This is a genomic window from Chryseobacterium salviniae (genome assembly GCF_035819015.1).
Classification (GTDB): Bacteria; Bacteroidota; Bacteroidia; order Flavobacteriales; family Weeksellaceae; genus Chryseobacterium; species Chryseobacterium salviniae.
On record NZ_JAYLAA010000033.1, the window covers coordinates 23,202 to 48,930 of the forward strand.

General features: G+C 37.0%; 23 protein-coding genes. 7 read left to right on the plus strand and 16 right to left on the minus strand.

Annotated elements, in window-relative coordinates:
• Positions 1–8: 8 nt before the first annotated feature.
• The 7 genes from SOP96_RS07915 to SOP96_RS07945 all read right to left on the minus strand — a co-directional run bounded on the left by SOP96_RS07915 (position 9) and on the right by SOP96_RS07945 (position 5,602).
• Positions 9–320, minus strand: coding sequence for a hypothetical protein (locus SOP96_RS07915; RefSeq protein ID WP_326320445.1), 312 nt, complete (start codon positions 318–320; stop codon positions 9–11).
• 171 nt (positions 321–491) lie between these two features.
• Positions 492–2,102, minus strand: a complete 1,611-nt coding sequence (locus tag SOP96_RS07920; RefSeq protein WP_326320446.1) for a Na+/H+ antiporter — start codon at positions 2,100–2,102, stop codon at positions 492–494.
• 362 nt (positions 2,103–2,464) lie between these two features.
• Positions 2,465–2,623: a hypothetical protein gene (locus SOP96_RS07925; RefSeq protein ID WP_326320447.1), complete on the minus strand. Its 159-nt coding sequence runs from the start codon at positions 2,621–2,623 to the stop codon at positions 2,465–2,467.
• A gap of 32 nt (positions 2,624–2,655) precedes the next feature.
• Positions 2,656–3,276, minus strand: a complete 621-nt coding sequence (locus SOP96_RS07930; protein WP_326320448.1) for an alpha/beta hydrolase — start codon at positions 3,274–3,276, stop codon at positions 2,656–2,658.
• A gap of 2 nt (positions 3,277–3,278) precedes the next feature.
• On the minus strand, positions 3,279–4,226 hold the full coding sequence (locus SOP96_RS07935; protein ID WP_326320449.1) for a VOC family protein: 948 nt from the start codon (positions 4,224–4,226) through the stop codon (positions 3,279–3,281).
• A 49-nt stretch (positions 4,227–4,275) separates the two neighbouring features.
• The gene (locus tag SOP96_RS07940; protein ID WP_326320450.1) at positions 4,276–4,569 is read right to left on the minus strand and encodes a GNAT family N-acetyltransferase; all 294 of its coding nucleotides are present in this window, start codon (positions 4,567–4,569) and stop codon (positions 4,276–4,278) included.
• A gap of 103 nt (positions 4,570–4,672) precedes the next feature.
• Positions 4,673–5,602, minus strand: a complete 930-nt coding sequence (locus SOP96_RS07945; protein WP_326320451.1) for a ring-cleaving dioxygenase — start codon at positions 5,600–5,602, stop codon at positions 4,673–4,675.
• Positions 5,603–6,067: 465 nt separating this feature from the next.
• Here SOP96_RS07945 and SOP96_RS07950 point away from each other — a divergent pair, with 465 nt between their 5' ends.
• The 4 genes from SOP96_RS07950 (at position 6,068) to SOP96_RS07965 (ending at position 11,233) form a co-directional block, all read left to right on the plus strand.
• The gene (locus SOP96_RS07950; protein ID WP_326320452.1) at positions 6,068–7,096 is read left to right on the plus strand and encodes a methionine ABC transporter ATP-binding protein; all 1,029 of its coding nucleotides are present in this window, start codon (positions 6,068–6,070) and stop codon (positions 7,094–7,096) included.
• A complete protein-coding gene (metI, locus tag SOP96_RS07955) occupies positions 7,089–7,745 on the plus strand; it encodes a methionine ABC transporter permease MetI (RefSeq protein ID WP_326320453.1) in 657 nt (218 codons plus the stop codon). Before SOP96_RS07950 ends, metI begins: the two co-directional genes overlap by 8 nt.
• A 198-nt stretch (positions 7,746–7,943) precedes the next feature.
• Positions 7,944–8,750: a methionine ABC transporter substrate-binding lipoprotein MetQ gene (gene metQ / locus SOP96_RS07960; protein WP_326320454.1), complete on the plus strand. Its 807-nt coding sequence runs from the start codon at positions 7,944–7,946 to the stop codon at positions 8,748–8,750.
• Positions 8,751–8,968: 218 nt separating this feature from the next.
• Complete coding sequence (locus SOP96_RS07965) at positions 8,969–11,233, plus strand: glycoside hydrolase family 3 C-terminal domain-containing protein (RefSeq protein WP_326320455.1); 2,265 nt, start codon at positions 8,969–8,971, stop codon at positions 11,231–11,233.
• A 107-nt stretch (positions 11,234–11,340) separates the two neighbouring features.
• Here SOP96_RS07965 and SOP96_RS07970 read toward each other — a convergent pair whose 3' ends face one another.
• Together SOP96_RS07970 and SOP96_RS07975 are read right to left on the minus strand one after the other, a co-directional pair.
• Complete coding sequence (locus tag SOP96_RS07970; protein WP_326320456.1) at positions 11,341–12,087, minus strand: metallophosphoesterase; 747 nt, start codon at positions 12,085–12,087, stop codon at positions 11,341–11,343.
• 139 nt (positions 12,088–12,226) lie between these two features.
• Positions 12,227–13,612 (minus strand): MFS transporter, encoded by a 1,386-nt coding sequence (locus SOP96_RS07975; protein ID WP_326320457.1) that lies wholly within the window; start codon positions 13,610–13,612, stop codon positions 12,227–12,229.
• A gap of 143 nt (positions 13,613–13,755) precedes the next feature.
• Between SOP96_RS07975 and SOP96_RS07980 the strand changes: the two genes are divergently transcribed.
• Positions 13,756–14,226, plus strand: coding sequence for an Lrp/AsnC family transcriptional regulator (locus SOP96_RS07980; protein ID WP_326320458.1), 471 nt, complete (start codon positions 13,756–13,758; stop codon positions 14,224–14,226).
• 299 nt (positions 14,227–14,525) lie between these two features.
• Positions 14,526–15,161 (plus strand): response regulator transcription factor, encoded by a 636-nt coding sequence (locus SOP96_RS07985; protein ID WP_326320459.1) that lies wholly within the window; start codon positions 14,526–14,528, stop codon positions 15,159–15,161.
• Here SOP96_RS07985 and SOP96_RS07990 read toward each other — a convergent pair whose 3' ends face one another.
• Positions 15,162–18,104 (minus strand): sensor histidine kinase, encoded by a 2,943-nt coding sequence (locus SOP96_RS07990; protein WP_326320460.1) that lies wholly within the window; start codon positions 18,102–18,104, stop codon positions 15,162–15,164.
• A gap of 1,151 nt (positions 18,105–19,255) precedes the next feature.
• On the opposite strand from SOP96_RS07990, the gene SOP96_RS07995 reads away from it, so the two are divergent.
• Positions 19,256–19,600, plus strand: coding sequence for a helix-turn-helix domain-containing protein (locus SOP96_RS07995; RefSeq protein WP_326320461.1), 345 nt, complete (start codon positions 19,256–19,258; stop codon positions 19,598–19,600).
• 245 nt (positions 19,601–19,845) lie between these two features.
• Here SOP96_RS07995 and SOP96_RS08000 read toward each other — a convergent pair whose 3' ends face one another.
• The 6 genes from SOP96_RS08000 to mnmE all read right to left on the minus strand — a co-directional run bounded on the left by SOP96_RS08000 (position 19,846) and on the right by mnmE (position 25,566).
• Positions 19,846–20,094 carry a hypothetical protein gene (locus SOP96_RS08000; RefSeq protein ID WP_326320462.1) on the minus strand — a complete coding sequence of 83 codons (249 nt, stop codon included), beginning with the start codon at positions 20,092–20,094 and terminating at the stop codon, positions 19,846–19,848.
• A gap of 250 nt (positions 20,095–20,344) precedes the next feature.
• A complete protein-coding gene (locus tag SOP96_RS08005; protein ID WP_326320463.1) occupies positions 20,345–21,517 on the minus strand; it encodes a cation:proton antiporter in 1,173 nt (390 codons plus the stop codon).
• Between the two features lie 89 nt (positions 21,518–21,606).
• Positions 21,607–22,062, minus strand: coding sequence for an Hsp20/alpha crystallin family protein (locus tag SOP96_RS08010; RefSeq protein WP_326320464.1), 456 nt, complete (start codon positions 22,060–22,062; stop codon positions 21,607–21,609).
• 144 nt (positions 22,063–22,206) lie between these two features.
• Positions 22,207–23,367: an FAD-dependent oxidoreductase gene (locus tag SOP96_RS08015; protein ID WP_326320465.1), complete on the minus strand. Its 1,161-nt coding sequence runs from the start codon at positions 23,365–23,367 to the stop codon at positions 22,207–22,209.
• 22 nt (positions 23,368–23,389) lie between these two features.
• Positions 23,390–24,142, minus strand: a complete 753-nt coding sequence (locus SOP96_RS08020) for a helix-turn-helix domain-containing protein (protein WP_326320466.1) — start codon at positions 24,140–24,142, stop codon at positions 23,390–23,392.
• Positions 24,143–24,180: 38 nt separating this feature from the next.
• Entirely contained in the window at positions 24,181–25,566 is a 1,386-nt protein-coding gene (gene mnmE / locus SOP96_RS08025) for a tRNA uridine-5-carboxymethylaminomethyl(34) synthesis GTPase MnmE (protein ID WP_326320467.1), read from the minus strand.
• Positions 25,567–25,729 lie beyond the last annotated feature (163 nt).

Below are 25,729 nucleotides of genomic sequence, written 5' to 3' on the forward strand. Positions count from 1 at the left end.
GTTGCAGTTTAAGGCTGCAAATTAGGAAAAAGTGTGTAAACTTCGTTCTTTAATAATCCGCTTCCTCCGCCATAATGGTCAATTATCTTTACCTCTTTTTCCAGATTTTTGCAAAATACTTTAATATCTTTTTCAAACTGTTCGTCGAGACCGGAACTTAGAAGGACAACGTCAATATCATTATTTCTGATCACATCATAGCATGAATTTTCATCAGTCTGGATGGCTGCTTTCCAGCCTTCATTGTTTTCAATGATTCTTTTCAGGGTATCAAGGATCTCCTGGTTTTTTCCGATGACTAAGAATTGTAAGGTATTCATTTTTACTTTTTTATTTATTATTTGCCAGATTTTTTAAAATGTAAAGGGGGCACAAATATTTTTAGATATTTTCTGCTTTAAGTTACACAAAGTCATTTCACCTAATAAAGATCACGATTCTTGAGTATGACAGATTACAAATCATTGGATTTTTCATTTCCAATAATTGCTTTACAAATGTTTACTTCCTGTGATTTTTAGTTCGTTCAGGTCCAGCTGTGATTCTGCTTTCCGGATCTCGTCGTCGCTGAAGCTTTTTTCTCTTTTCATTTTAAACAATTCTTTCCGCTGAAGCGCAAAAATCTTCAGCATGATTTCATGGTATTCCTTAAGGTCTTTTTGCCTGTTCGTGCACATTTCGATTGAAGTTAAGTGGTTTTTTCTAAGCTTAATATCGCTTTCAACAGTATTTCTAAAATTTTCAACAAGGCTGTTACGATTAATATGCTCCTGATATTTTTCGTGAAGTGTGTTAAGTGCCAGTTTATCAAGCCTGATCTGTATTCCCGCCTGCTGTTCATGGGATGGCTGAATAGGATCGATCTCTTCAATTCTGATAAGTTTTATAATTAAAGGCAGCGTAAGCCCCTGAAATACCAGGGTCACAAAAATAACCACAAAGGTGATGAACAGGATGAGGTTTCTCATAGGAAATTCCGACTGTTCGTTCATCATTACAGGAATTGAAAGCGCTGTTGCCAGTGAAACAACGCCTCTCATTCCTGCCCAACCGATAATCAGCGGATTTTTCCAGCCCGGTGTCGGGTCTTTTCGGATATTTTTGCTAAGCCATCTCGGGATATGCGCCACGGGATAAATCCAGATCATTCTTACGACAATGACAATAGCACTGATGATAAGGCCGTATTTTATGCCTTCTAATAATGAGGTTTCTCCGAGGCCGTTTATAATATCAGGAAGCTGAAGCCCAATCAGTACGAAGACCAATGCATTCATCACAAAAATAAGGGTATTCCAGACGCCTAACATATTAACCCTTGTTGTACCGGTTTTAAATATTTCATGGGCACGGAATGACATAAACAACCCGCCGCTCACCACCGCCATAACACCCGAAAAGTGAAAATATTCTGCAGACAAAAATAAAATATAGGGTGTAATTACGGTAAGTGCTGCATCAATTGCCGGAGTTGTGGGCAGAAACCGATGAATAGCATAAAAAACGTGCGCTCCGGCAATACCTACCACTACGCCCATTCCTGCCACCAGAAAAAACTGCCCGGTTGCTTCCTGCATGGAAAATACACCGGTCATTACCGCAGCAAGGGCAAACCTGAAAACAATAAGTGATGAAGCATCATTAATAAGGCTTTCTCCTTCCAGTATGGCAATGGTACGTTTGGGAACTTTCAATCCTTTCAGAACTGTTGTTGCGGCAACCGCATCGGGAGGTGATACAATACCGCCCAACAAAAAGCCTAATGCTAATGTGAAGCCCGGAATTAAAGCCTGTGAAGCGAATGCCACGACCAGAGAAGTAAAAAAAACCAATCCGAAAGCTAAAAGTGCGATGGTTCTTTTCCATTTCCAGAAGTCATTCCAGGAGGTATACCAGGCTGCTTCATATAAAATCGGCGGAAGGAAAATCAGGAATATAATTTCCGGATCCAATTTTAGAACAGGAACTCCGGGAATAAAGCTGATACCTAATCCGGCCAATACCAGAAATATAGGATATGCAATTTTTATGTGCTGCGCCAGCATGACGAGGAGCATCACAATGAGGAGAAGACCCAATATAAGGAGTAGTTGTTCGTGCATGGTTTTTATTTTTCTATGTATTATTTTCTTTTGTCTTAAAAAAGTTCAAGACTGGAACCTTACGCTAAAAATTTCTTCTGCTCTCTAAAATTCTAAAACTTGCAAATTCAATGCTGGTTCTTCGGTTTTATATTTTTATCGCGCTTCGGACAGTAGAATTTTCTTTATGTTCGCAAAAGTAATTTTCTTTACGCTTCAGCTTCACAGGTCGTTTTCTTTAACTTATTTACTCTTTTGTTATTGGTTATCTACTATCTATTCGTCTATTATCTTCCGGTCTTTTTCTTACAAATGTATGAATAATGACGTTCTTTCCTTCTTTTCCAGGTTTCTGGTTTTATGACCTTTTCCGGCTGTGTCTTCTACCATAAAAATTTCACCGGTTTGAAACTGAACTGTAATTTTTTAACTTCAAAGTTCTCAGATAAATATCCTATTTCCCCCTGATCGATTAAAGGAATGTCGAGATCTTCAAAATGAGACTCTCCTTTTTCATCACTAAATATTCTTGTGATCATCATGACGTTTAGAAAAATAAATAGTAAGTTTTTATCTATACAAAAATCAGTGAATTCGCCATTTCAATCTCTTCCTGATTGATAGAGTGTCCAAAATTCTGGTAGACTTTTTCGGTAACGTCTGCATTCATTTCCCTGAAAATATTTGCCGTCGCATATACTCTTTCTACCGGCACATGAAAATCGGGATTGCTGGTTCCGAGGAAAACAGGGGTTTTTGCAAAGTCGCCTTTATAATTTTCCCGGTTGATCTTTTCACCAATTACTCCGCCGATAATTGCCACTGCCCCACCGAATTTCTGAGCATTTCTGGCTAAAAACTCCAGGGTAAGACAGGCTCCCTGTGAAAATCCGAAAAAATAGATATTTTCAGGTTTAATTCCTTCTGCTAAAGCTTTTTCCACGGTTTTTCCAATAATTTCCAATGCCGATGAAAGCCAGGGTTCATTCTGTTCTACCGGAGCCATGAAGCTAAGCGGATACCAGCTTCCATTGGTAGCTTGTGGAGCAAGCAATGCATATTCTTTTATGTTTAAATATTGCGATAAACTCAAAATATCCTGTGCGCTTCCACCTCTTCCGTGTATCATAATTAAAGCTTTTTCTGCTTCATTCAATGGTTTTCCTGCTGTTTTTATATCTAAAATATGGGCCATGTTTATCTGTATTTTTCTGTTGGATAATTAAATTTCGGGAGAACTTCCACCAAATGTTCTCTTTTTTCTTCAAACTGTGGAGGAAGGTTTAAATGTTCACCTAATGAAGCGAGCTCCTCATCAACATCAAACCCGGGACCTGAAGTAGCAATTTCAAACAAAACACCACCCGGCTCTTTAAAATAGACGGAAGTAAAATACTTGCGGTCCTTCACTTCAGTATGCTCCAGTCCGAATATATTGAGCTTATCAATCATTTCAAGCTGGGTTTGCGCATCCGGCGTAGCAAAGGCAACGTGATGAACCGTTCCTCTTCCGGCAAGTCCTTTCAGAGCATTCGGAGTGCAAACGAGATCTATATATTTTCCGGGAGCATCTTGAACTGCGTATCTAAACCGGTCTGAACTTTCTTTAATAAGCTGATGATCCATCTGAGTAGTTAATAATGCTGCTGTTCTCTCGTAGGCATCCAGCCAGATTTCCACATGGTGAATTCCTTTAATGGCAAAATCTTTAGGGATAAAATGGTTATTGTAGCCTTTACGTTCATCCTTATCATTGAAAACCAGTTCCAGTCCGAGCCCGTCAAAATCTTCAAGATAAATAAATACTTCACCGGAAAATCTTTGCTGAGGCTGCTTGAAAGGAATATTAAACTGATTCAGGCGGTCTACCCAGTAATCCAGCGCATCGATGGATACGGAAAACGCTGTTGTATTCAGCATTCCTTTTCCGTGTCTTCCGTTGACCAGTCCTTTTCCGTATGGAAAGGTGGTCATAATGGTTCCCGGAGTTCCGAATTCGTCCCCGAAGTAAAAATGATATACTTCTGAATAATCGAAATTAACGGTTGTTTTTACCAGCCGGAGTCCTAAAATTCCGGTATAAAAGTCTATATTTTCCTGTGTATCGCCGGTAATGGCTGTAACGTGGTGAAGTCCTGTGATCATTGTCATGGTTTTTGATTTATGGTTGAGGTTGAGGTTGAAGTTAAATAAATTATTCTTCTTTTAACCAAACGTCGTTGTACAATTCCGGGTTTTTTTTGAACTGGGCATGAACATACGGACACAACGGTACGATTTTAAGATCATTTTCCCTTGCATAGGAGACCAGCTTATCCAATAATATTTTGGCAAAACCTTTTCCTGAATATTCTTCGTTTACTTCGGTGTGATATACTGTTAATTTTTTTCCTATTACTGAAATATCCATTTTCCCGGCCTTACTGTCGTCTGAAAAAAGCTGTATTTCTCCTCTTACGTTTCCTAAAACTACTTTCGTTGTTTCCATAATATTTTTTAGTTGTTGGTTGATAGTTGTTTGTTAATAGCAAATTGTTTATTGCTTATTCCTTACTGCTAAATTACTGCGTTTGCTGAAAATGGCTGATGATCTATGATAACTTCGGCAATACTTCTTCTATTTTCTGACGTAAACCTTCATGCTGTTTAGGGAGTTTTAAGCTTGTTCCTAATTCGTTTAAAGGTTCGTCTACCGTGAATCCCGGATTATCGGTAGCAATTTCGAATAAAACACCGCCCGGTTCGCGGAAATATAGTGAGTAGAAGTAATCTCTGTCGATTTTAGGAGTGATGTTCAGTCCTGCGGAAAGTACTTTTTCGCGAAATTCCATCAACACAGCATCATCTTTAACCCTGAAAGCTACGTGGTGATTGGTTCCTGCCGCATTTCTTCCGGTTAATAATTTATCGTTCTCAATAATATCAACGAGATTGGCCGTTTCTACAGCATCTGTGGCAAAACGGTATCTTTTGCCTTCCTGTTTCTGAAGATCATATCCGAAGATATCGGTCAAAATCTTAATGGTAGGTTCTGCTTTTTTCAATGAAAGCGTTACATTATGAAATCCTTTCAAGGCATTTTCTTCTTTGATATCCGCTGTTGTCCAGACTTTTCTTTCGTCTGTGGAAGATTCGATAAACTGAAGCTGCAAACCATCCGGATCCTGAAATGAAATTAAATTTTCACCAAATATTTCTCCTTCCTCTACATTAACATTAAACTGCTGCAACCTGCTTTTCCAGAAACCGAGGCTTCCTTTCGGAACTGAATATCCGATGTGAGTAGCCAGCCCTGATCCGTTGGTGCCCTTACCTATTCCTTCCCAAGGGAAGAATGTAAGAATCGTTCCGGGTGTTCCTTCTTCGTTTCCGAAATAAAAGTGATAGGTTCCCGGATCATCAAAATTAACGGTCTTCTTAACGAGTCTTACTCCCAATACCTGAGTATAAAAATCTAAATTTCTTTTGGCATTGTCTGCAATTGCGGTAATATGGTGCAATCCTAAAATTCTATTGTTCATGTTGTTTAATTTTATAATACAAATGTAGTATGTTGACTCTTTACTCACATTTAACTAGTTTAATAAATGAGATTATCTTGAATGACGATTTATGTGATTATTTTTAAATTAAGATTAAAGATTGGTTAAAACTGTTTAATGAATATTATTTACAAAAAAATAAATATTTAAAAATCAACAGATTAAAATTAAATTTAAAATTATTTTACAAAAAGTCTACTTTTTTAGTGGACTAATGAAAATTTATGTCCTATATTTGCAACCGTAATCAGAAGATAAAAAACAGTGAATACAGGTTTGAAAAATATTTTCATCATCAAGCATACCATCAGAACAATGATGATGTATTGCTGTATGCCTGAAATAGAGCATCGTGGTGACTGACCTTACTTTTATATGACATATTTTGAAGGCTTTACCACTTATAGTTGTAGAGCCTTTTTTGTTTAATAATGAATCGTAAACATGATAGAAATAAAAAATATATCAAAAACTTTCCATCAGAAAAAGCAGTCTTTTAAAGCGCTGGATCAAATCAGCCTGAGTATCGAAAAAGGTGATATCGTTGGCATCATCGGATTTTCGGGAGCCGGAAAAAGCACGCTGATCAGAACGGTCAATCTGCTTGAAAAACCGGATGAAGGCGAAATTATCATCAATGGAAAAGATTTTACCCGATTAAAATCCAGGGAATTGGCTAAAGAACGAAAGAAAATAGGAATGATTTTTCAGCATTTCAATCTTCTTTCTTCGAGAACTGTCTCTGAAAATATTGCCCTACCGCTGGAACTGGATGGGGCGGATAAAGCGGCAATTCATAAAAAAGTCAATGAACTGCTTAAGATTGTCGGACTTGAAGATAAAGCTAATGAATACCCGAAAAACCTATCGGGAGGCCAAAAGCAAAGAGTAGCAATTGCCAGGGCGCTTGCCAATGATCCTTATCTTCTGCTCTGCGATGAAGCAACCAGTGCACTGGATCCCGCCACAACGTTGTCAATCCTACAGCTTTTAAAAGATATTAATCAAAGGCTTGGCATTACTATCCTGCTGATTACCCACGAAATGGAAGTTATTCGCTCGGTCTGCAACCATGTTGCTGTTATAGACAAAGGAAAACTTATTACAAAAGGAACTTTACGTGAAATTATTTCACAAAAAGATCATCCCATCATCAGACAATTTTTAAACTCAGGTGTTATGAACATACCGCAAGAACTTAATAAAAAAATGCAAAAGGAACCGAAAGACGGTCTTTTTCCTCTCATAGAAGTAGAAGTAAACGAAGCCATTTCTGTTGAAGAGCTTCTTTCCATTGTGTATGATAAATACAAAATCCCTTATAAAGTTCTGAAAGCAGATGTAGAATACTTGGGTGATGCCAATTTCGGTAAGCTTTTGTTACAGCTGCAAGGCGGTGAAGAAGAAAACCAGCAGGCGATTTATTATTTGAATCAGAACAAAATCCAAAACAGAGTAAGAGGTTATGCTTAGTGATACGGTGATTGCGCTCCTTTCAAAGGGAGTTTGGGAGACAGTTTTTATGACATTTGTATCCGGATTTTTCGGATTTGTTTTAGGCCTGCCCGTTGGGATCCTTCTGTTCCTGACGAGAAAAGGACAGCTTCTGGAAAACAGTATTTATAATAGAATTTTGTCGGTTCTGGTTAATATTTTCCGCTCTATACCTTTTATTATTCTGATTGTATGGATGATCCCCTTCACAAGAGGTCTGGTGGGAACATCAATAGGTGTGAATGCAGCATTGGTTCCACTGAGCATCGGGGCAGCACCATTTATTGCCAGACTGGTTGAAAACAGCCTGCTGGAAGTTCCGTCCGGACTAATAGAAACCGCCAGAGCACTGGGAGCCAGCCCAATTCAGATCATCAGGAAAATTCTGTTGCCGGAAGCACTTCCCTCTTTAATCAACAATGCAACGATTACTTTAATAACTTTAGTAGGGTATTCTGCAATGGGCGGAGCAGTGGGAGCCGGCGGATTGGGACAGATTGGTTATCAGTACGGGTATATCGGTTATGATGCAGTCATTATGAATCTTGTGCTTGGCTTACTGGTGGCTATTGTTTTTATCATCCAGTTTTCGGGTGACCGACTGGCTAAAAGATTTGACCACCGATAAATTATTAATAAGAAAAGATAATAATGTAAGCTAAAATATTAGCTTAAAGATTTGATATAATGTGAATGTGAAATAGTGTGGTGGCATTGCAAAACTTTGTCACTGGTGGTAAAGAGCGAATTTCCGGGGCACCCTGAGATTAATACTCTTCCGTGATTTTCGCTTTCTTACCATTGGAAAAAAAGAAAAATTTAAAAAATGAAAAAAAGAAAGATTTTAGGACTCATTAGTGCAGCGCTTTTATTTGCATCCTGTAATTCCGGTAAAGATAATCCCAATACCATTAAAGTGGGTATTACCTCAGGTCCGGAGCAGGAAATTGCTGAGACTGCCAAAAAAGTAGCCAAAGAAAAATACAACCTTGATGTGGAACTCGTTGCCTTCAATGATTATGTTGTACCCAACGAAGCGCTGAACAACGGAGATATCGATGCCAACGCTTTTCAGCATGTACCCTATTTGAATGAACAGTCGAAACAGCGGGGATACAAACTGGCTGTTGTGGGAAATACGTTCGTTTATCCTATTGTTGCCTATTCCAAAAAGATCAAAAATATCAGCGAGCTGCAGGATCGAAGTACCGTTGTGATTCCAAATGATCCGACCAATGGAGGGCGCTCTTTACTATTGTTGCAGAAAAACGGTTTGCTAAATCTGAGAAATAACGTCGGCCTGCTTCCTAAAGTCACTGATATTACTGAAAATCCAAAACAGTTAAAAATTATTGAAATTGAAGCACCGCAGCTACCGAGAGTATTGGATGATAAGGAAGTTGTATTGGCAATCATTAACAATAATTTTGCAGCACAGGCAGGATTGGATGCAGAAAAGCAGGGAATTCTAAAAGAAGATAAAGATTCTCCGTACGTTAATGTAATTGTTTCAAGAGAGGATAATAAAAATTCAGAAAAAGTGAAAAATTTTGTAAAGGCTTACGAATCTGATGAGGTATTGAAAAAGGCAGAAGAAATTTTCAAAGGCGGCGCTGTTAAAGGCTGGAACTAAAACAATTTCAGGAGTAAATATCACTTCCAGTTTAAGATAATTGTTTGGTGAAAATTTTTGCTATTTAAATATTTTTGCGGCATCATTTTATTCAAGAAATGGTGCTTTTTGTTTTTTATAAATCCTGAAAGATAACCAATTGTATTAAATTACATTTTCTCAATTTGAGATAATAAAAAAATTCCCTACTTTTGCTTTTAATCTAAAAAAGGCTTTTTATGTTAAAGAAAACCGCCATTGTAAGTTTATTTACACTTATTTCCGCTTCGTATATGGCTCAAAATACCAAGACACTTCCCGTTTATTTAGACGAATCAAAACCTGTTGAACAGCGCATTCAGGATGCTCTTTCCAAAATGACGCTTGAGGAAAAAATTGCCATGCTTCATGCACAATCCAAGTTCAGCTCTCCCGGAGTACCAAGACTGGGAATCCCTGAATTCTGGACAACCGACGGGCCGCACGGCGTACGTTCTGAAGTAAAATGGGACGAATGGGACCAGGCCGGATGGACCAATGATTCCATCATTGCCTATCCTGCCCTCACCGCACTTTCCGCAACATGGAATAAAAACATGTCCTGGAATTACGGTAAAGCATTGGGTGAAGAAGCCCGTTACAGAAAAAAAGACATTCTTCTGGGACCAGGCGTCAACATTTACAGAACGCCCCTCAACGGAAGAAACTTTGAATATATGGGAGAAGACCCTTTTCTAACCTCAAAAATGGTGGTGCCTTACATTAAGGGAGTACAATCCAACGGCGTAGCAACTTCCGTAAAGCATTTTGCCCTGAACAATCAGGAGATGTTCCGTCACACCAGCAATGTCATTGTAGACGACAGAACGTTGTATGAAATTTATCTTCCGCCTTTTAAAGCTGCCGTTACCGAAGGAGATTCCTGGACGATAATGGGAGCATATGATATGTACAAAGGGCAATATGCAAGCCAGAATCAATACCTCCTTAATGATATTCTGAAAAAAGAATGGAACTACAAAGGTGTTGTTGTTTCAGACTGGGGCGCGGTAAACAATACCGAACAGGCCATCCACAATGGTCTTGACCTTGAGTTTGGAAGCTGGACCAACGGTTTATCAGAAGGGCATTCCAATGCGTATGACAGCTATTATTTAGCACAACCTTATTTAAAGCTCATTAAAGAAGGAAAAGTAGGAACAAAAGAGCTTGATGATAAAGTGACCAGACTTTTACGTCTTGCCTATAAAACCACAATGAACAGGAATAAGCCTTTCGGAAATATTGCCTCTGAAGAGCATAAAGCTGTAGCCAGAGAAATTGGTGAGGAAGGGATTGTACTGTTGAAAAACCAGGGAAATGTTCTTCCGATTGATATTAATAAAGCTAAAAAAATTGCCGTTATCGGAGAAAATGCCATCAAAATAATGACTGTTGGCGGAGGTTCATCCTCTTTAAAGGTAAAATATGAAACGCTTCCTTTGGACGGAATTAAGGCGAGATTCGGGAAACAGGCAGATGTACAGTATGCAAGAGGATATGTAGGAGACATTGGCGGAGAATACAACGGCGTGAAATCCGGACAAAACCTGAAGGAAGACCGCTCTCCAGAAGCTCTTCTGGAAGAAGCTGTAGCATTGGCTAAATCTTCAGATTACGTCATTTTTGTAGGCGGATTGAATAAAGCTGACTTCCAGGACAGTGAAGGAAACGACAGAAAAAGCTACGGACTGCCATACAATCAGGATAACGTGATTTCTGCATTAGCAAAAGCCAATAAAAATCTTGCCGTAGTTCTGGTATCCGGAAATGCAGTTGCTATGCCGTGGGTGAAAGAAGTTCCTACAATCGTTCAGGCCTGGTATTTGGGTTCTGAAGCAGGAAATTCGCTGGCTGCCGTATTGGCGGGCGATGCCAATCCGTCCGGAAAGCTGCCGTTTACTTTTCCTGTAAAGCTTGAAGACAATGCAGCTCACCAAATGGGTGAATATCCGGGAAATAAAGAAGAGCTGGCTGCCGGAAAAGGAAAAGATCAGAAAAATCCGATCAATATCAAATACAATGAAGGGATTTTGGTAGGATACAGATGGCACGATACGAAAAAAATCAAACCTTTATTCAGTTTCGGACATGGTTTGAGCTACACCACTTTTGAGTTCGGAAAAGCAAAAGCAGATAAAAAAGAAATATCGCAGGAAGACAAAATCACTTTTGCGGTAACGGTTAAAAATACTGGTAAAAAAGCGGGAGCCGAAGTGGCACAACTCTATATCAGCGATCTTAAATCATCCGTTCAGCGGCCAGCCAAAGAACTGAAAGGTTTTGAAAAAGTATTCCTGAATCCGGGAGAGCAAAAGGAAGTAACATTTACTATCGATAAAACAGCTTTAAGTTTCTTCGATGCCGAAAAACACGACTGGGTTGCAGAACCCGGAGATTTTGAGGCCTTAATAGGCAATTCTTCGGATGCTATTAAAACCAAGGTGAAGTTTACTTTAAAGTAGTTTTACTTATTTATATTTCTAAAACGTGAATGCCCGGAAAAGATCCGGGCATTTTTATGGTGTGGCAGTATCATTTGACACTATCAAACAATTATTTTAATTTAAAATTAAACTTCAACAATCAATTCCTTCTGGTATCCGTTGTACTTTTCCGTAACATAACCATGCGGATTACAGATGATTTCGGTTTCTCCGATTTTGTACCTGCAAGGCGTATGAATATGCCCATGAATCCAGTATAACGGTTGATATTCGAGAATTAAATCTTCCAGATCTGAAGCATAGGCTGAAGTCAGCGGATCTTTTTTGAAATGTTCCGGTACCGACTGAAGACTTGGAGCGTGATGGGTAACAACAATATTGCGAAATTCTTTAGCATTTTCCAGACTTTCTTTCAGCCAGGCTTTGGAGAAATGATGAATTTTAAAGACATCAATCGATCTGATTTTTGAGTAGGAAGGATCTCGACGGATCAGCTTATAGTCGTTCATTCCTGTCTGACAAAGAAATCCGTAATATCTGGGATCCCCGAAAATTGAGAAATCTGTCCATAAAGTTGATCCGTGAAAACGCACGCCTTCAATATCTACAAATTTATCTTCCAGAACGAAAATATTGGAATTTGTGGCAGCTTCTTTTATTTTATGTAAAGTTTTAGGATAAGAGCCTTTGTAATATTCATGATTTCCAAGCACATACACTACAGGTTGTTTAGGAATCTTGTTTTTAATCCATTCAATTCCTTTTGTTCCCAGGTTGACATCTCCAGCCAGTATTACCACATCAGAATTATCAAAAGATAAATCGGTTACCCCAAATTCCTGATGCAGATCACTGATGATTTGTATTTTCATTCCGCTAAAATAAAAAAATAACCTGCACTTTGCTCAGATGCTTTTTATCCTTCATCATAAAGGTATTTTTAAATTGTAAAATTGAATGCAATATTCAAGATATAATCTTTTAATTATCCGCCAGATATAATGTAAAATACTATTCAACCACTACTTTCGCTTTTCTTATTTTTATATTCACGGTGATAAAATAGAATAATATTCCCATTGCAGACAAAGCATACATAATCAGAATCATTAAACTTAAATTTCCGACAGCCCATTCCGATGGAAACATTTGACTCATTAAAGTCATGAACGAAAGCCCAATTCCGGCACCTAAAAAATAGCTTGTAGATCCTACACTTGAAGCTACTCCGTAATCTGAAGGGTGAATATCCTGAACGCCTAATACCGACTGTGCGGTAAAGCAAAACGTCATTCCGATACCGGAAATACAGGCTGCCCCGATTAAAACCAACGGTAAAGGATGTCCGGCAAAAACTGAAATCAAAAGCAGTAAAGCTCCTGTTAGCATAAAACCCCATCCGAAAACAGCCATCTGTGCAGAATCAAGCCTTTTTGAAACATAGGGCAGAATAAATTTTGCCACCAGTGCAGACATGATACTGAACGGAACAAGCATCAATCCTGCCGAAGCCGCACTGTGCCTCATATCTTTCTGGAGCATTAATGAAATCAGAAATAAAAAGCCTATAAAAAAAGCTCCCAATGCTACAAAACCCAATCCGGAAACTTTTAATGATTTTTCTTTTATCAATGATAAATCGATCAGTGGCTGTGATACAGATTTTAAACGGTAAAACAGTATGGCTAATAATAAAACAGCTGCAATAAAGGAAGAAACAACTATTGCCGTATTTTCAGTAATATGAATAAGTTCATGTGCTCCGTAAGTAAGGCTTAATAATCCCAGCACAAGCAAAATACCTGATAAAACATCTGTTTTTTTTGATTTTTCTAAACTTTTGTCTTTCGGAAGATAGTAATAGGCAAGTATCAAAGTGATTGCTAAAACCGGAATATTAATCAGAAAAACCCAATGCCAGCTGAGGTAAGTACTGATAATTCCACCTAAAGAAAGTCCGCTTCCGGAACCGATGGCAGCAAATGAACTGAAGATCCCAACCGCACGGTTTCTTTCCTGGTCTTCGGTAAAAGTATTGGTAACGATAGACATTGCGGAAGGCATGATGAATGCTGCACCCAATCCCTGCAATGCCCGAAATATGGCCAGCATTTCAAAGCCCGTGGATAAACCTGCGCCCAAAGAAGCCAGCATAAAAATGAATGAACCTGACAGAAAAATTTTCCTTCGCCCGATCTGATCCGAAAGCTTTCCGCCAATAATGAGAAATCCTCCGAAAAACAGCACATACAGGGTCTGGAGCCACTGAACGTTTTCGATACCGATACCAAACTGCTCCTGAATGGCGGGAATTGAAAGGTTAATAATTGCGATATCCAACGCTTCTACAAACGTTCCTGCCGATGCAACCATCAGTATGAGCTTCTTTCTGTCCATATAGTTCATTTATGCTGCAAAATTAGTTATAATAGAACATTTATTAAAATTTAACTTAGAATTTAGAACAAATTAAAAAATAATAACAAATTTAAAGAACATTTATTCTTATATTTAAACTTTAATATCGTAAAACAGAACAAATGGCTACAGAAAATTATATTCCGGATGAGAAAGATCTTGCCATCCTGAGAATTCTTCAGAAAGACGCCAAGCTGAGTGTGCGGGATATTGCGGGAAAAATAAACCTTAGTGCCACACCGACGCATGAGCGCATTAAAAGGTTGGAAAAATCAGGAATTATTAAAGAATACACAACGGTGGTGGATCGTAAAAAAGTGAATAAAGGAATGATGGTGATCTGCATGATCGCCCTGAATGCGCACAATAAAAAAATGGCAGGAAAATTTATTGAAGAAGTTTCAAAGCTGAAAGAAGTGGTTGAGTTCTACAACATCAGCGGAGATTTTGATTTTATGCTGAAGATCCTGGCTCCTAACATGGATGAGTTTCATGAATTTTTTGTAAACAAGCTCTCAGAAATTGAGGGAATCGGACAGACAAAAAGTATTTTCGTGATGAACAGCATTAAGGAAAGCGTACAGATTCTTTAATTCATTATTAATTAATTGATTATCTGTTATTAATCATCGTTTTTATTTTAATGCAATGATTCCGCAAGATTTTGTTTATTATGAACTGTTTTTAGGTTTGGAAGGCATTTCGGCAGTTTCAGGATAAGCTATAACACTCAGCGAAGAACTCGAAGGCCTTTCAATGATTACAGGCATCCATTTAAATTAATTATTAAAACAATATCTCATAAAATTCATTCCACACAAATTCAAAGATTCACCGTATTTAGAAAAAATATTAATATATTTGAACTGTAAACATGGTGAAAACTGCATCAATGGAGACCAACAAAAGGAAAGTTTTAATTATTGACGATCACAGTATTGTGAGGCAGGGCGTTTATCTGCTCATCAGAAAGCATTTTGCAAACACCGATATATTTGAAGCGTCTACATTAAGCGACGGGAAAGCAATCATTAAAAAGGAGAATATAAACTTCATCATACTTGATATTAATTTTCCCGAAGGCAACAGTTTAAATTTTGTTGAAAACCTTTCCATAGAATACGGCGACAGCATCAAAACGCTTATTTTCTCTGCGCTTGAAGAAACTATTTATGCATTCAATTTTATAAAAGCGGGTGCCCATGGATATTTGAGCAAGCTTTCCGAACAGGAAGAAATCGTAAGGGCATTTAATAAATTTTTTGATACGGGCAAATTTTTAAGCGATGAGCTTAAAGAAAGGCTTCTTGACAATATGATCCGAAAAAGCAGTATTTCACCTATCGAAATGTTGTCCAGCCGTGAACTTGAAATTGCAAGGCTTCTGGTTGCCGGATTTTCAAATAATGAAATTGCATCCAAACTTTACATCCACAAATCTACGGTAAGCACTTATAAGACCAGAATTTTTGAGAAACTTGGAATTAACAACATCCCTGCTCTTCTGAATATTTTCAATCTTAATTAATTATACTTCAAACGTTAAAATTATTTTCGTTCCTTCTCCTTTTTTGCTTTCAATATCAAAGGATACATCGATTAAAGGTAAAAGTTCCTTTACAATCTTCATGCCCAGCCTTGAGCCTGAGTAATCCTGAGCAGGTTTTATTTTTGCCAGCTCTTCTTCCGACATTCCAAGCCCCGTATCTTCAATGACCAGATCATAACGGCATTCATTGGTAATTCCGTAAATGTAAATAAAGCCCTGATCGGTGTATTTGATGGCGTTATCCAGAATATTGTGAATGACAATGCTTAAAACATCAGGATTGCTTACCAATACATCGTTTTCACTGATGTTATTTTGTATTTGGATAAATTTAAAGTCTGCAGTATTGGTAAATAGCCGCATTCTTTGGAAAATAAAATCCCGCAGCTTGATATTTTCCCTGGTTTTATAATTATCGTAAATAAAAATTTTATTGTAATTGATGGTGGAATCTATAAAATCAAGGATCTGTGCAGAAGATTCTTTTATGGATGCAATGACCTTTTTTTCATAGCAATCATCATCAATACTATCTTCAAGAATTTCGGTACTCATATTGATAAATTTGAGCGGACTTTTGATATCGTGGCTTATAGCAGCCACAAGCTTTTTTTGCCGGTAAAGCTGTGCATAGAGTTCTTCCCGGGTTTTCGATAATGAACCTATTGTTTCTTTGAGCTCCCGGGTTCGTTCATCAATCTTTGCATTAAGAATGAGAGATTCTTTTTCAATTTGTTTCAGCCTTATCCTGTAAAACGAATAAAATATCAACAGCATTATTATAACTGCAAATAACTTAAAAAAAGTTGTTTCCCAGAATGCCGGTTTTACAAATATCTCAAGTGTTTTATAATGATAATTTGACGAAAAATCTTTCAGCTTCCTTACATATATCCTATGATTTCCATGAGTAAGGGAATTTATACTGATAACCCTGTTATCCGGCAACGGCTGCCATTTGTTATCGTCTATCTTATAATCGATATAATCGTTTCCCTGATTTCCGAAATTGATATAATCTACAAAAATTTTAACATATCCGAAATTATTTTCAAGATTTAGAACGCCGGCAACATTTTTTTCTTTTTCGTTAACCGCAACCCTGTCTATGTAATACTCTGAACCGGGCAGAACAGGAAAAGCATTTTTCGTGTTAATATATACCAGTCCGTTCATGGATGGAAATATGGCAAAGCCATTGTTTAGTAAGCCATTGACATTGGCCCCTCCATTAAATTCAGAAGTAAGCAAACCGTCTTTACGGCTGTATCGATGAATATAAAAATCTGAATTTTGCTTTATATAAGAGCGTATTAAAATATCTTTTTTTACCTGAAAAAGGCCTTTGTTTGATGACAGCCAGTAATAACCTTTCCCATCATCGATTACACTGTGCACGGATGACAGTATGCTGTTTTTCTTTGGCGGCCCATAAAGCCTGCCTTCTTTATAAAGATAGAGCCCTTTTCCGTATGTCTGTACCCAAAAAAGATTATCGTTGTTGTTATTTATACTTCTGAAACTTATGTCTTTGACGAGTGTTTTTCTGGTACTTTTCTTTTCATTAAACAAATAAAGCCCGTTGTGAGCTGCAAGAAGGAATTCTTCATTATCAACCTGAGCAATTCCTCTTACAGGAATATTGATTGCATAAAATTTCTCTCTTATAATTTCCTGATTTTTAACGACAATATAGCCGAGAAGATTCTTATTTCCCGAAAATAGCGAAATCCATATTTTATTTCCGGGAATGGTGCTGAATCCGTTTACCGCTGCGTCTTTACCGAAATATCGAAGTGTTTTAGCTTTATTTTGTGACCACAATACTATGCCATGTTCATTTTTCAAAATAAATTCATCTTTACCCAGTGCAAGAATGCCATAAGGGTCTCTATTAGGGAACTGAAGCTTCTTAACATATCCTTTTGAGCCGAAGATATCGCCTCTGCTTGTAATTATTTCTTCAGCACTGTAGGGTGCCAATGCATGAAAAATGGTTTGATCCGGAGCATTATAGGAATTGATAAAATTTTTCCTGATTAATAAAAATCCCTGGGAAACAGTACCGACGATAAGCGTTCGGGTAGGTTTATCATAATACATGCAGGTAACAGCAAGCCCTTTAATTGTTTTACTGCTACAGACGAGCGTAGATAATATCTTTTTATTTTTATATTCAATTAAATAAATTTTATTATCATTTCTAATCAGAAGCTGTTTGTTCGGCGTATTGATAAAGTAATCGAAGTCTTTTTTGCATACTATTCCAGACTGATGTTCCTCCACTAACCCGGTTTTTTCATTTTTTTCTATCACAGCATCATCCTTTAAATAGAACAGCTGGTTTTCCAATAAAAAGAAGCGGTAGAAGAGGTATCCTTTTACATTCCTTACGAACTTCTTCTTACCGTTTTTTTGGTAAAAAAGCTTATAGTTATCGATATAATAAAACTCATTCTTTGAGATATAAAAAAAGAATTTCCCTTTATGTATAAATTCAGGGCTTTCCTTTAAAACTTTCCAGAGATTCTCAGTACCGTGCGGTTTTAACTGTTTAAATATGAGTGAACCGGTATCAGAAATTACAGAAAATTTTCTTTTTGTAATAAGCGCGGGGATTTCTCCTGAATTATAAAATGTAAACAGCCAGTCGTCATCTGCAGAGCCATCTATCATCAGAGTTCTGTTTTCTACAGACGGAACATTGATATCGTAGGTGAGAAAACTTCTGCCGTCATATCTTACGATACCATTTTCGGTAGAAAGCCAAATGAATCCATATTTATCTTTTACAATAGATTTTATGGTATTTTGAGGAAGTTTGCTTTCATCAGCATTATACCATTTTTCATAGTAAGTTTCCTGCTGCGCAGAAAATCGCACAAATAGAAGGACGAGGGATAATAAGCAGAGATATTTCATATTGTGTTGCAATAAGACAGTTAATACTTGTAATACTAATACTACAGTGTGTAGTATAAATACTTAATAAATATTAAAATAGTATTACATACTCTATCTTTTCATAAAAATAACTTTGTGCTTGTAGTTTTACAGTTAGCTAACTATAAAATATACATCAAAAATACATTTTTTTATACTATTTCACATCAATAGTATGATAAAAATATTACAATTAAAACAAAATAATTAATACAATATTAAAAATAAAAACACAGCCTAAATATAGGAGCCTAAAAAAAGCAAATAATGAGAAAAAATTAACTTCGGATTTCCGGATCTTAAGATGGCCTGTAAAAGACAAATAGAAATCAGGTCATCTTTGGAAACGGTATAAGAAATGAATACAATACGTTTCAATAAGGAGTTGAATAATGATTACAACTATACTCAATTCTATGAAAGTATTATACGATTTAAAAAGAAATATTATGATTTTCACCATTTCATTATCACAAATTTACGAAAGGAAGCATCATAATCTTTTGAAATCGAAAAGAAATCAGATAAGTTTAAAAAGAAGAAATCATAATAATTAAACTTATCGTATGAAACGAAATCCCTTATAAGATTCTAAAACACATAATGATCAATAAGTATTCAGACATCGCAGAGATTTATACTCTGCAGTCTGAAAACTTAGATGAAGAAACAACAACAACCAAAAATATAGATGATGAAAAAAAATAAACTCCCATATACACAAATGTCTTCTTTAAAATTTTGAGTATATAATTTCCCAGATGATTTTAAGAGGTTCATTCTACGGAACGAATCGTTAAGCAGAATACTTTACTTCGTTCCGCAGCTCAAAACCCAAAGTGTATTGCATCTTTTGAAAGAAACTACCACTGGATTTAATCATCACACCTTGAGAATAATACAAATAAAATATTAACAACAACCCAAACTATTCTTTTAAGTATTCAGAAATCAGGCATCGGTATAAATAAAATATCAGTTTCACCCCCAGTAATTAGACAAAAAAAGTGTACTAAAATTGAAAATTAATAATGACTAACCTTCCGATGTCTGATTTTACAAGTTTACTTTTTTAATCGGCTCATTATTCAGCTTCATAAGAATTTAGTTTAGGATATCATAATAAATTTATGGAAAGATCTGTACCTAATTATAAAAGAATCTTCGAAGACATCATCAGCAGAAAGTGTCCTGAGAAATATGAGCTTTGTGCACACCTTCTTAATAAAAGTGAAATCTCTACGATGGATGTCCTTAAGCTTAATGATATTATATTTGATAAAAACAGAGAATCGGAAAGCACAAATCAAAAGCACAAAAGCTACGATACCGATACAATACATAAAATTCTTAATTACCAGAAAGAAAACAACCTCAGTAATGTTGCAGTATCAAAACACTTCAATCTAAGCAGAAGTACCGTAAGCAAATGGAAAAAAACATTTTCTTCATCTGCACAAAATAATTTTCTCTGAAGTATTTCTTCCGTTTCAAAAGGTCAAAAAGAACATACTAACAGCCTTTTTCAGAACAGATTCTTACTGTAAAAATGTTTCGGTACAATCAGGGTTTCAGCGATGTACGCAAACAGTGCAGAAAGTAAAATGTTTAATGCATTTACCGGGATAAATTGGTTGATAGTTTAATGATTCCCGCTGTTCTGAAAGGCTTTATTTATTATATCACTTCCCCTTTTTCTATAAAGATTGTTTTAAAATTTTTAAAGCGATAATTTTTCGAACCACAAACGAAATCTTTTCGTGTACCATTCGACTTTATTTTCATTAAAAAAAACATACAGCAGGGTTTTCTCTCCGTACCAGGTTTTTTTGAGCTGAAATATCAAAGTATCTTCATTGTCCATAACTCTTGTGTAAAGCTCAAAAGTAGCAAGCACTTCCTCCTTGCTCATGTGGTGAAGATTGGGAATGAAAGAATTTTCTTCACTTTTTTTAGCTCTTTTTTTCATTTCAGGTTATGTTTATGTTAATCACAATATTAGAGGTTACCATTAATCCTAAAGAAACGGCCATCCGTCATGCGGATGTGAAATGCAAAAAAATTTATATCAGATTTTCAGTATTGATGCATTTAATATGATCACAGTTAAATTTATAACACTTATAAAAAAAAGCCTGTACAACTTTATTGTTTCAATCCTCCTGATAATTATTACATTTTGTAATAATTATGTTACATTAATTCACCTGAGAGCATGTTTATACAACTTTTCTTATCAACTTACTTTTTTTCATTATCTCACTGAGCACAGCAATCCAAACAGTTGAAAATAAAAGTGAAAGACAGGTAATTCCAAGCCCTGATTTATAAAGACTATATTCTATAATCCCTGATTTATAGGCAACCGACAGAGCCAGAATTCCAAATTCACCCGTCTGCGACAGCAAAGCACCGCCATACCAACTTTCCTTCCAATTGAATTTCAACATCCTGAAAATTAATGCAGACATAATACTATTGCTCATCAAAACAAAAAAAGTTCCCAGAAGAATGATACTGAAATTGGAAAAAAGATAGGGAATATCAAGTCTTAACCCTATAGAAACAAAAAAGAGCGTAACAAAAAATACTTTAAAAGGTGCTAAAGAATGCTCCAGCCAGTTAAATGTCTTTACTTTTCCTACTAAAACACCAGCTATAAAACTTCCGAGCGCACTGCTCATTCCTGCTGCTTCAGCTACCAACCCGGAAATAAGACATACAAACAACCCAAAAAATACCTGCAGATCATGATCTTTTTCAATCGAAACGAAAAATTTCGGAAGCCTGATTTCACGCACTGTTCTGATCCTTTTGAGAATGAGGAAAATAGCACCGCACAACACAACCGGAAAAATGATACTGGAAATATGAAAATCATCCTTATTCCATGCTTTCAATAAAGTAAGCACAGGAGCCAGCAGCAGATCCTGGAATATCAATATATTCAAAACCATAATTCCGAAGGTAGTTTTCAAAGTCTTATGCTTGTTTAAAAATTCGCTGACCACCGCCGTACTGTTGAATATGAATAAAATAGCAATAAGCAAAATGCTGTTCATATGGAACCCGGCGAAATGCCCTACCAAAAATGCACAGGCTATGCTCAGAACAATCTTGATAAGTTGAGCTACAACCGGTTTTACAAGCAGACTCCTGTTATCCGGTACATTAATCTCCATTCCGAGGAAAAACATCAGCAGCAGAATTCCTATTTCACCGATTGTCTCCGTCTGTTCCGGATCTGTAAAAACTCCTGAAATATGAGGACCGAGAATAATCCCCACTAATATATAGGCAATAAGATAAGGCTGATTAAATTTTTTAAGAATAAACATAATTCCTAACGTTGTAAGACATAGGATTGATACTGACCAAAGTAATCCGTTCATAGCTTATTGTTTAGAATAAAATGAAACAGGTACGACAAAAATTGGTTTTCCCAAAAGGAAAACCAATCTATAAACTGAATAATAATTGATTATTGAACCTCAATAAGGCGAGGCGCCTGTTTTTTCGCTTTTTCCGATTTCGGAATGGTGAGTTTCAGAACACCGTTCTCGTATTTTGCTTCAATGTGCTCTTCATCCACTACATTCTCAGCAAGCTCAATGCTTCTTCGGAACGACTGATAACTGAACTCTCTGCGGATATAGTTCTCATCTTTTTCTTCCTTCTGATTTTTTCGTGAGGAAGAAATAGTGAGTAAATTTCCTTCCAGCGTAATTTCAAAATCCTGTTTCTCCATTCCCGGAGCAGCCAGTTCCACTTCAAAATTTTCGGTATTTTCACGGATATTCACCGAAGGAAGTGTGGTAAGGGTTGAAGAAAAATTGTTGTTGCCCCAGTTAAAAAGTTCGCGGCTAAAAAAGTCATCGAACAGTGTACGTGGATTTGCAGGGAGCAAACTGCCATTGTTTCTCTTAACGATTGACATAATGTACGAGTTTTTAAAGGTTAAACAATATACTAATGATCGTAACACTTTAATTACAAACAACATACCACCATTAAATTCTGAAATTTTGTCATTTTTAAACTGAAAAACTGACAGTCAGTATGAAAAAATTTCACTCTGAAATCACTTAAAATTGCCAAAGAAATCCAGCATCGATTGTAAAGCCGTTTCAGAATGCATGATCTCACCATTCTTAACGGATTCTTCTGCAGCTAAGGATGCTCTAATTCGCATTTCCGATTCATAGCCGGCAATAGCTTCTTGTACTGTTGAATAGTTTTCCGAGGTTAAAAATTTGCTCAGATCCAGTGCATCCTTCATCGCCATGTTCGCTCCTTCTCCCGCAAACGGAGGCATAACATGTGCTGCATCGCCAATCAGCGTAACATCTCCTGAAGGCTTCCAGTACTGATCCAACGGCATACAGTAAATAGGACGTGGAATGAACGGTACCTCCGTACTTTTAAACAATTCAAGCCAGATGCTGTTCCATTCAGGATATGTTTTTTTATACCAATCAATGACTTCAGCCTTATCGGAATAATTCAGTCCGTTTGTGGAGTTCCAATTTTCATCAGCCTTAAAACTGGCATAAAAACCGATTGCTCTTTTTCCTTTTTGTCCGATCAGCAGATTTTTCTGGTTTCCGAAAGCCATAATTTTTCCGCCTTTCAACATCTTATTAATTTCAGGAGCATTCACATCAGCATCCGGAATATTTCCCTCCAACATTACAATTCCCGTATAGAAAGGCTTGATTTCCGTGATATAAGGACGGACTTTTGAATTTGCACCATCACAGCCGATCACAATATCTGCATATATTGGAGGCTGATTTTTAAAATGCAGCATCCAGCCTTCACTTTCTTTCTCCATCGACACAAAATGACTGTTCCACACTACGGTATTTTCATCCAGGGAATTCAGAAGGATTTTTCTTAAAGTTCCTCGGTCGATTTCCGGCCGGAAGTGTTCTTCTTCAAAATTTTCATCAGATTTAATATCATCGCTGAACCAAACCTTCGCCTGTTCATCCATGATCTGCGTTTTATCCGCTCCAATCATAAAGTTTTTCTTAAATACTTCCAGCAAACCTGAAGCACGGATTGCAGCCAGTCCGGAATCCTGATGCATATCAAGCAGAGAACCCTGAACGCGGGCATTTTTATCAAAATCTCTTTCATAAACTTTTACCTGTACTCCTTTCATCTGTAAAAGTCTGGCCAGTATTAATCCTCCGGGGCCGCCACCGATGATGGCAACGAATTTATTTTTTATCAGCATAGTTGTAAATTATGCTGCAAATTTATTTCTTAGGAAAAACTAAAAATTGTAAAAATCGGTCATTATTGTTTTTAAAAAGCTCTTTTGGTGAAACGCCTGAAAGTTTTTTAACATCTTTGATAAAATGCGACTGATCCGAAAAATTGAGCTGGGGAAAAAGAATCCCATCTTTAATATACTCTAAGGATTTCTGAAAACGCAGTATTTTGCAATACATTTTCAAGGTAACGCCCAAATATTTTGTAAAATATCGGTTGATCTGTCTTTCGCTCCAATGTATGGTTTCTGACAATTCTTTAATACTGATCTCACCGTTCGCCTCAAAAATAAGTCGGAATAAATTTTGTTTTCGTTCATCAATTGAATTGCTGAGATGCTTTTTTATCACATCGGAAGCTTTGCAGCAAAATTCTTCAAAATTATCGAGATCCTCTTCCCGGAAACCCCAAAAATTTTCAGGAAGTTCTTTTCCGTTGTTGACCAGTTTAGCAATTGATTCATTAAGAATATATTCCAACGCCAGCGGATTAAAACTGATGGAGAAAAACATGGAAATATTCTGCTGCGGCATCGTTTTAGGTTTTGTTTCAAGACCCATCAATACTGTAAAAAAACAGCCGTCTGTTGTACGGCATAAAAGAAGATCAATTCTTCCATTCGGAATGATGACTCCTTCTTTGCAATGGGAAATATTGCTTAATGAAGAAAATCCATATACAAAATCAGCAAGCTGCTCGGCTGGCTTTTTAAATTGATATTGTAGGGATGGGTGCATTTCTTAGGACAATTTCTACAATAAGTTATATTGATCCGTTACTTTCCGATACAAAACTTAGAAAAAATATTCCCCAAGACCTCATCATTCGTTACCTCACCGGAAATTTCTCCAAGATGCTCCAGCGCATTTCTTAGCTCGTAGGCTAGAAGTTCGGTGGAGATCTGGAAAGAGATGGCTTCGTTAACTTTATCCACAGCATTCAGAGATTTCTGCAGCGCCTCAAAGTGTCTCTGATTAGTAATTACCACATTATTTTCCGAAGATTTTAACTGCTCAACGTAAGAGGATAATTCATTCTTCAGATCTTGGATGTTTTGATTTTCTATCGCAGAAATCGTAATAAATTCAAACTCATGATCAATCTCTTTTCTGAAAATATCTTCCATTTTTTCATATTGAGTCGGAACAACTTCATCAATTTTTGTAGCGCAGATAATAAGTTTCAGATCATCACGCAATAAAGATTTCAGCATGTCGATATCTTCAGAGAAATCTATCGTTCCTGCGTCTGTAAGATAAACAAGGATATTTGCATTTTCTACTTTTTCTTTTGCTTTTTTCACACCAATAGCTTCAATTTCGTCGACTGTTTCCCGAAGTCCGGCCGTATCGATAAGGCGAAAAGCATGGCCTTTAATATGCAGAATTTCTTCAATTGTGTCCCGCGTTGTACCTGCAATATTGCTGACGATAGCCCGCTCTTCCTTTAACAAAGCATTCAGAAGGGTAGATTTTCCGGCATTGGGTTTTCCTATGATGGCCACTGCAGTTCCATTTTTAATGGCATTTCCGTACTGGAAGCTTTCAATTAAAGAATGAAGCTTTACCTCAATTTTATTCAGCAGCTGCGTCAATGCAGATCGGTCTGCAAATTCCACATCTTCTTCTGCAAAATCCAGCTCCAGTTCTATAAGCGAAACAAAATTCAGAAGATCGGTTCGCAGCAGGGAAATTTCATTGGTAATTCCACCCTTTAGCTGACTGATTGCCACTTTTCGGGAAGCCTCATTTTCAGAAGCAATAACATCGGCAATTGCTTCGGCTTGGGAAAGATCAATTCTACCGTTGATAAAAGCACGCAGGGTAAATTCTCCGGCTTTTGCCATCCTTGCGCCATTTTTAATGAGCGTTTCCAGAATACGCTTACCAATGTGCGGAGATCCGTGAAAAGCAATTTCCACCGAATTTTCTGTTGTAAAGCTTTTAGGAGCCAGAAAAATAGAAAGCATCACTTCATCAATCGCTTCATCACCATCCATAAAATATCCGTAATGGATCGTGTGCGATTTCTGTTTCGATAATTTTTTTCCCGGAAAACTTTTCTGAACGACCGGTAAAGCATCGTTTCCGGAAACCCGGATGATTCCCAAAGCTCCTACTCCGTTGGCCGTAGCCAGTGCACAAATGGTATCGTTATTCATGGTGCAAATTTACGTTTTTCACCGCAAACAAAAATATCCTTTTTCTATTGCGGTCATTCATAAAACTCAAATCTTAAACGCTAAGCCCACAAACCGAATCAGGAGCTTTTTCCGGCTTTCCGCACTCGCTATTTAGATTGTTTCGGGGGGGGGGCTTCGCTGC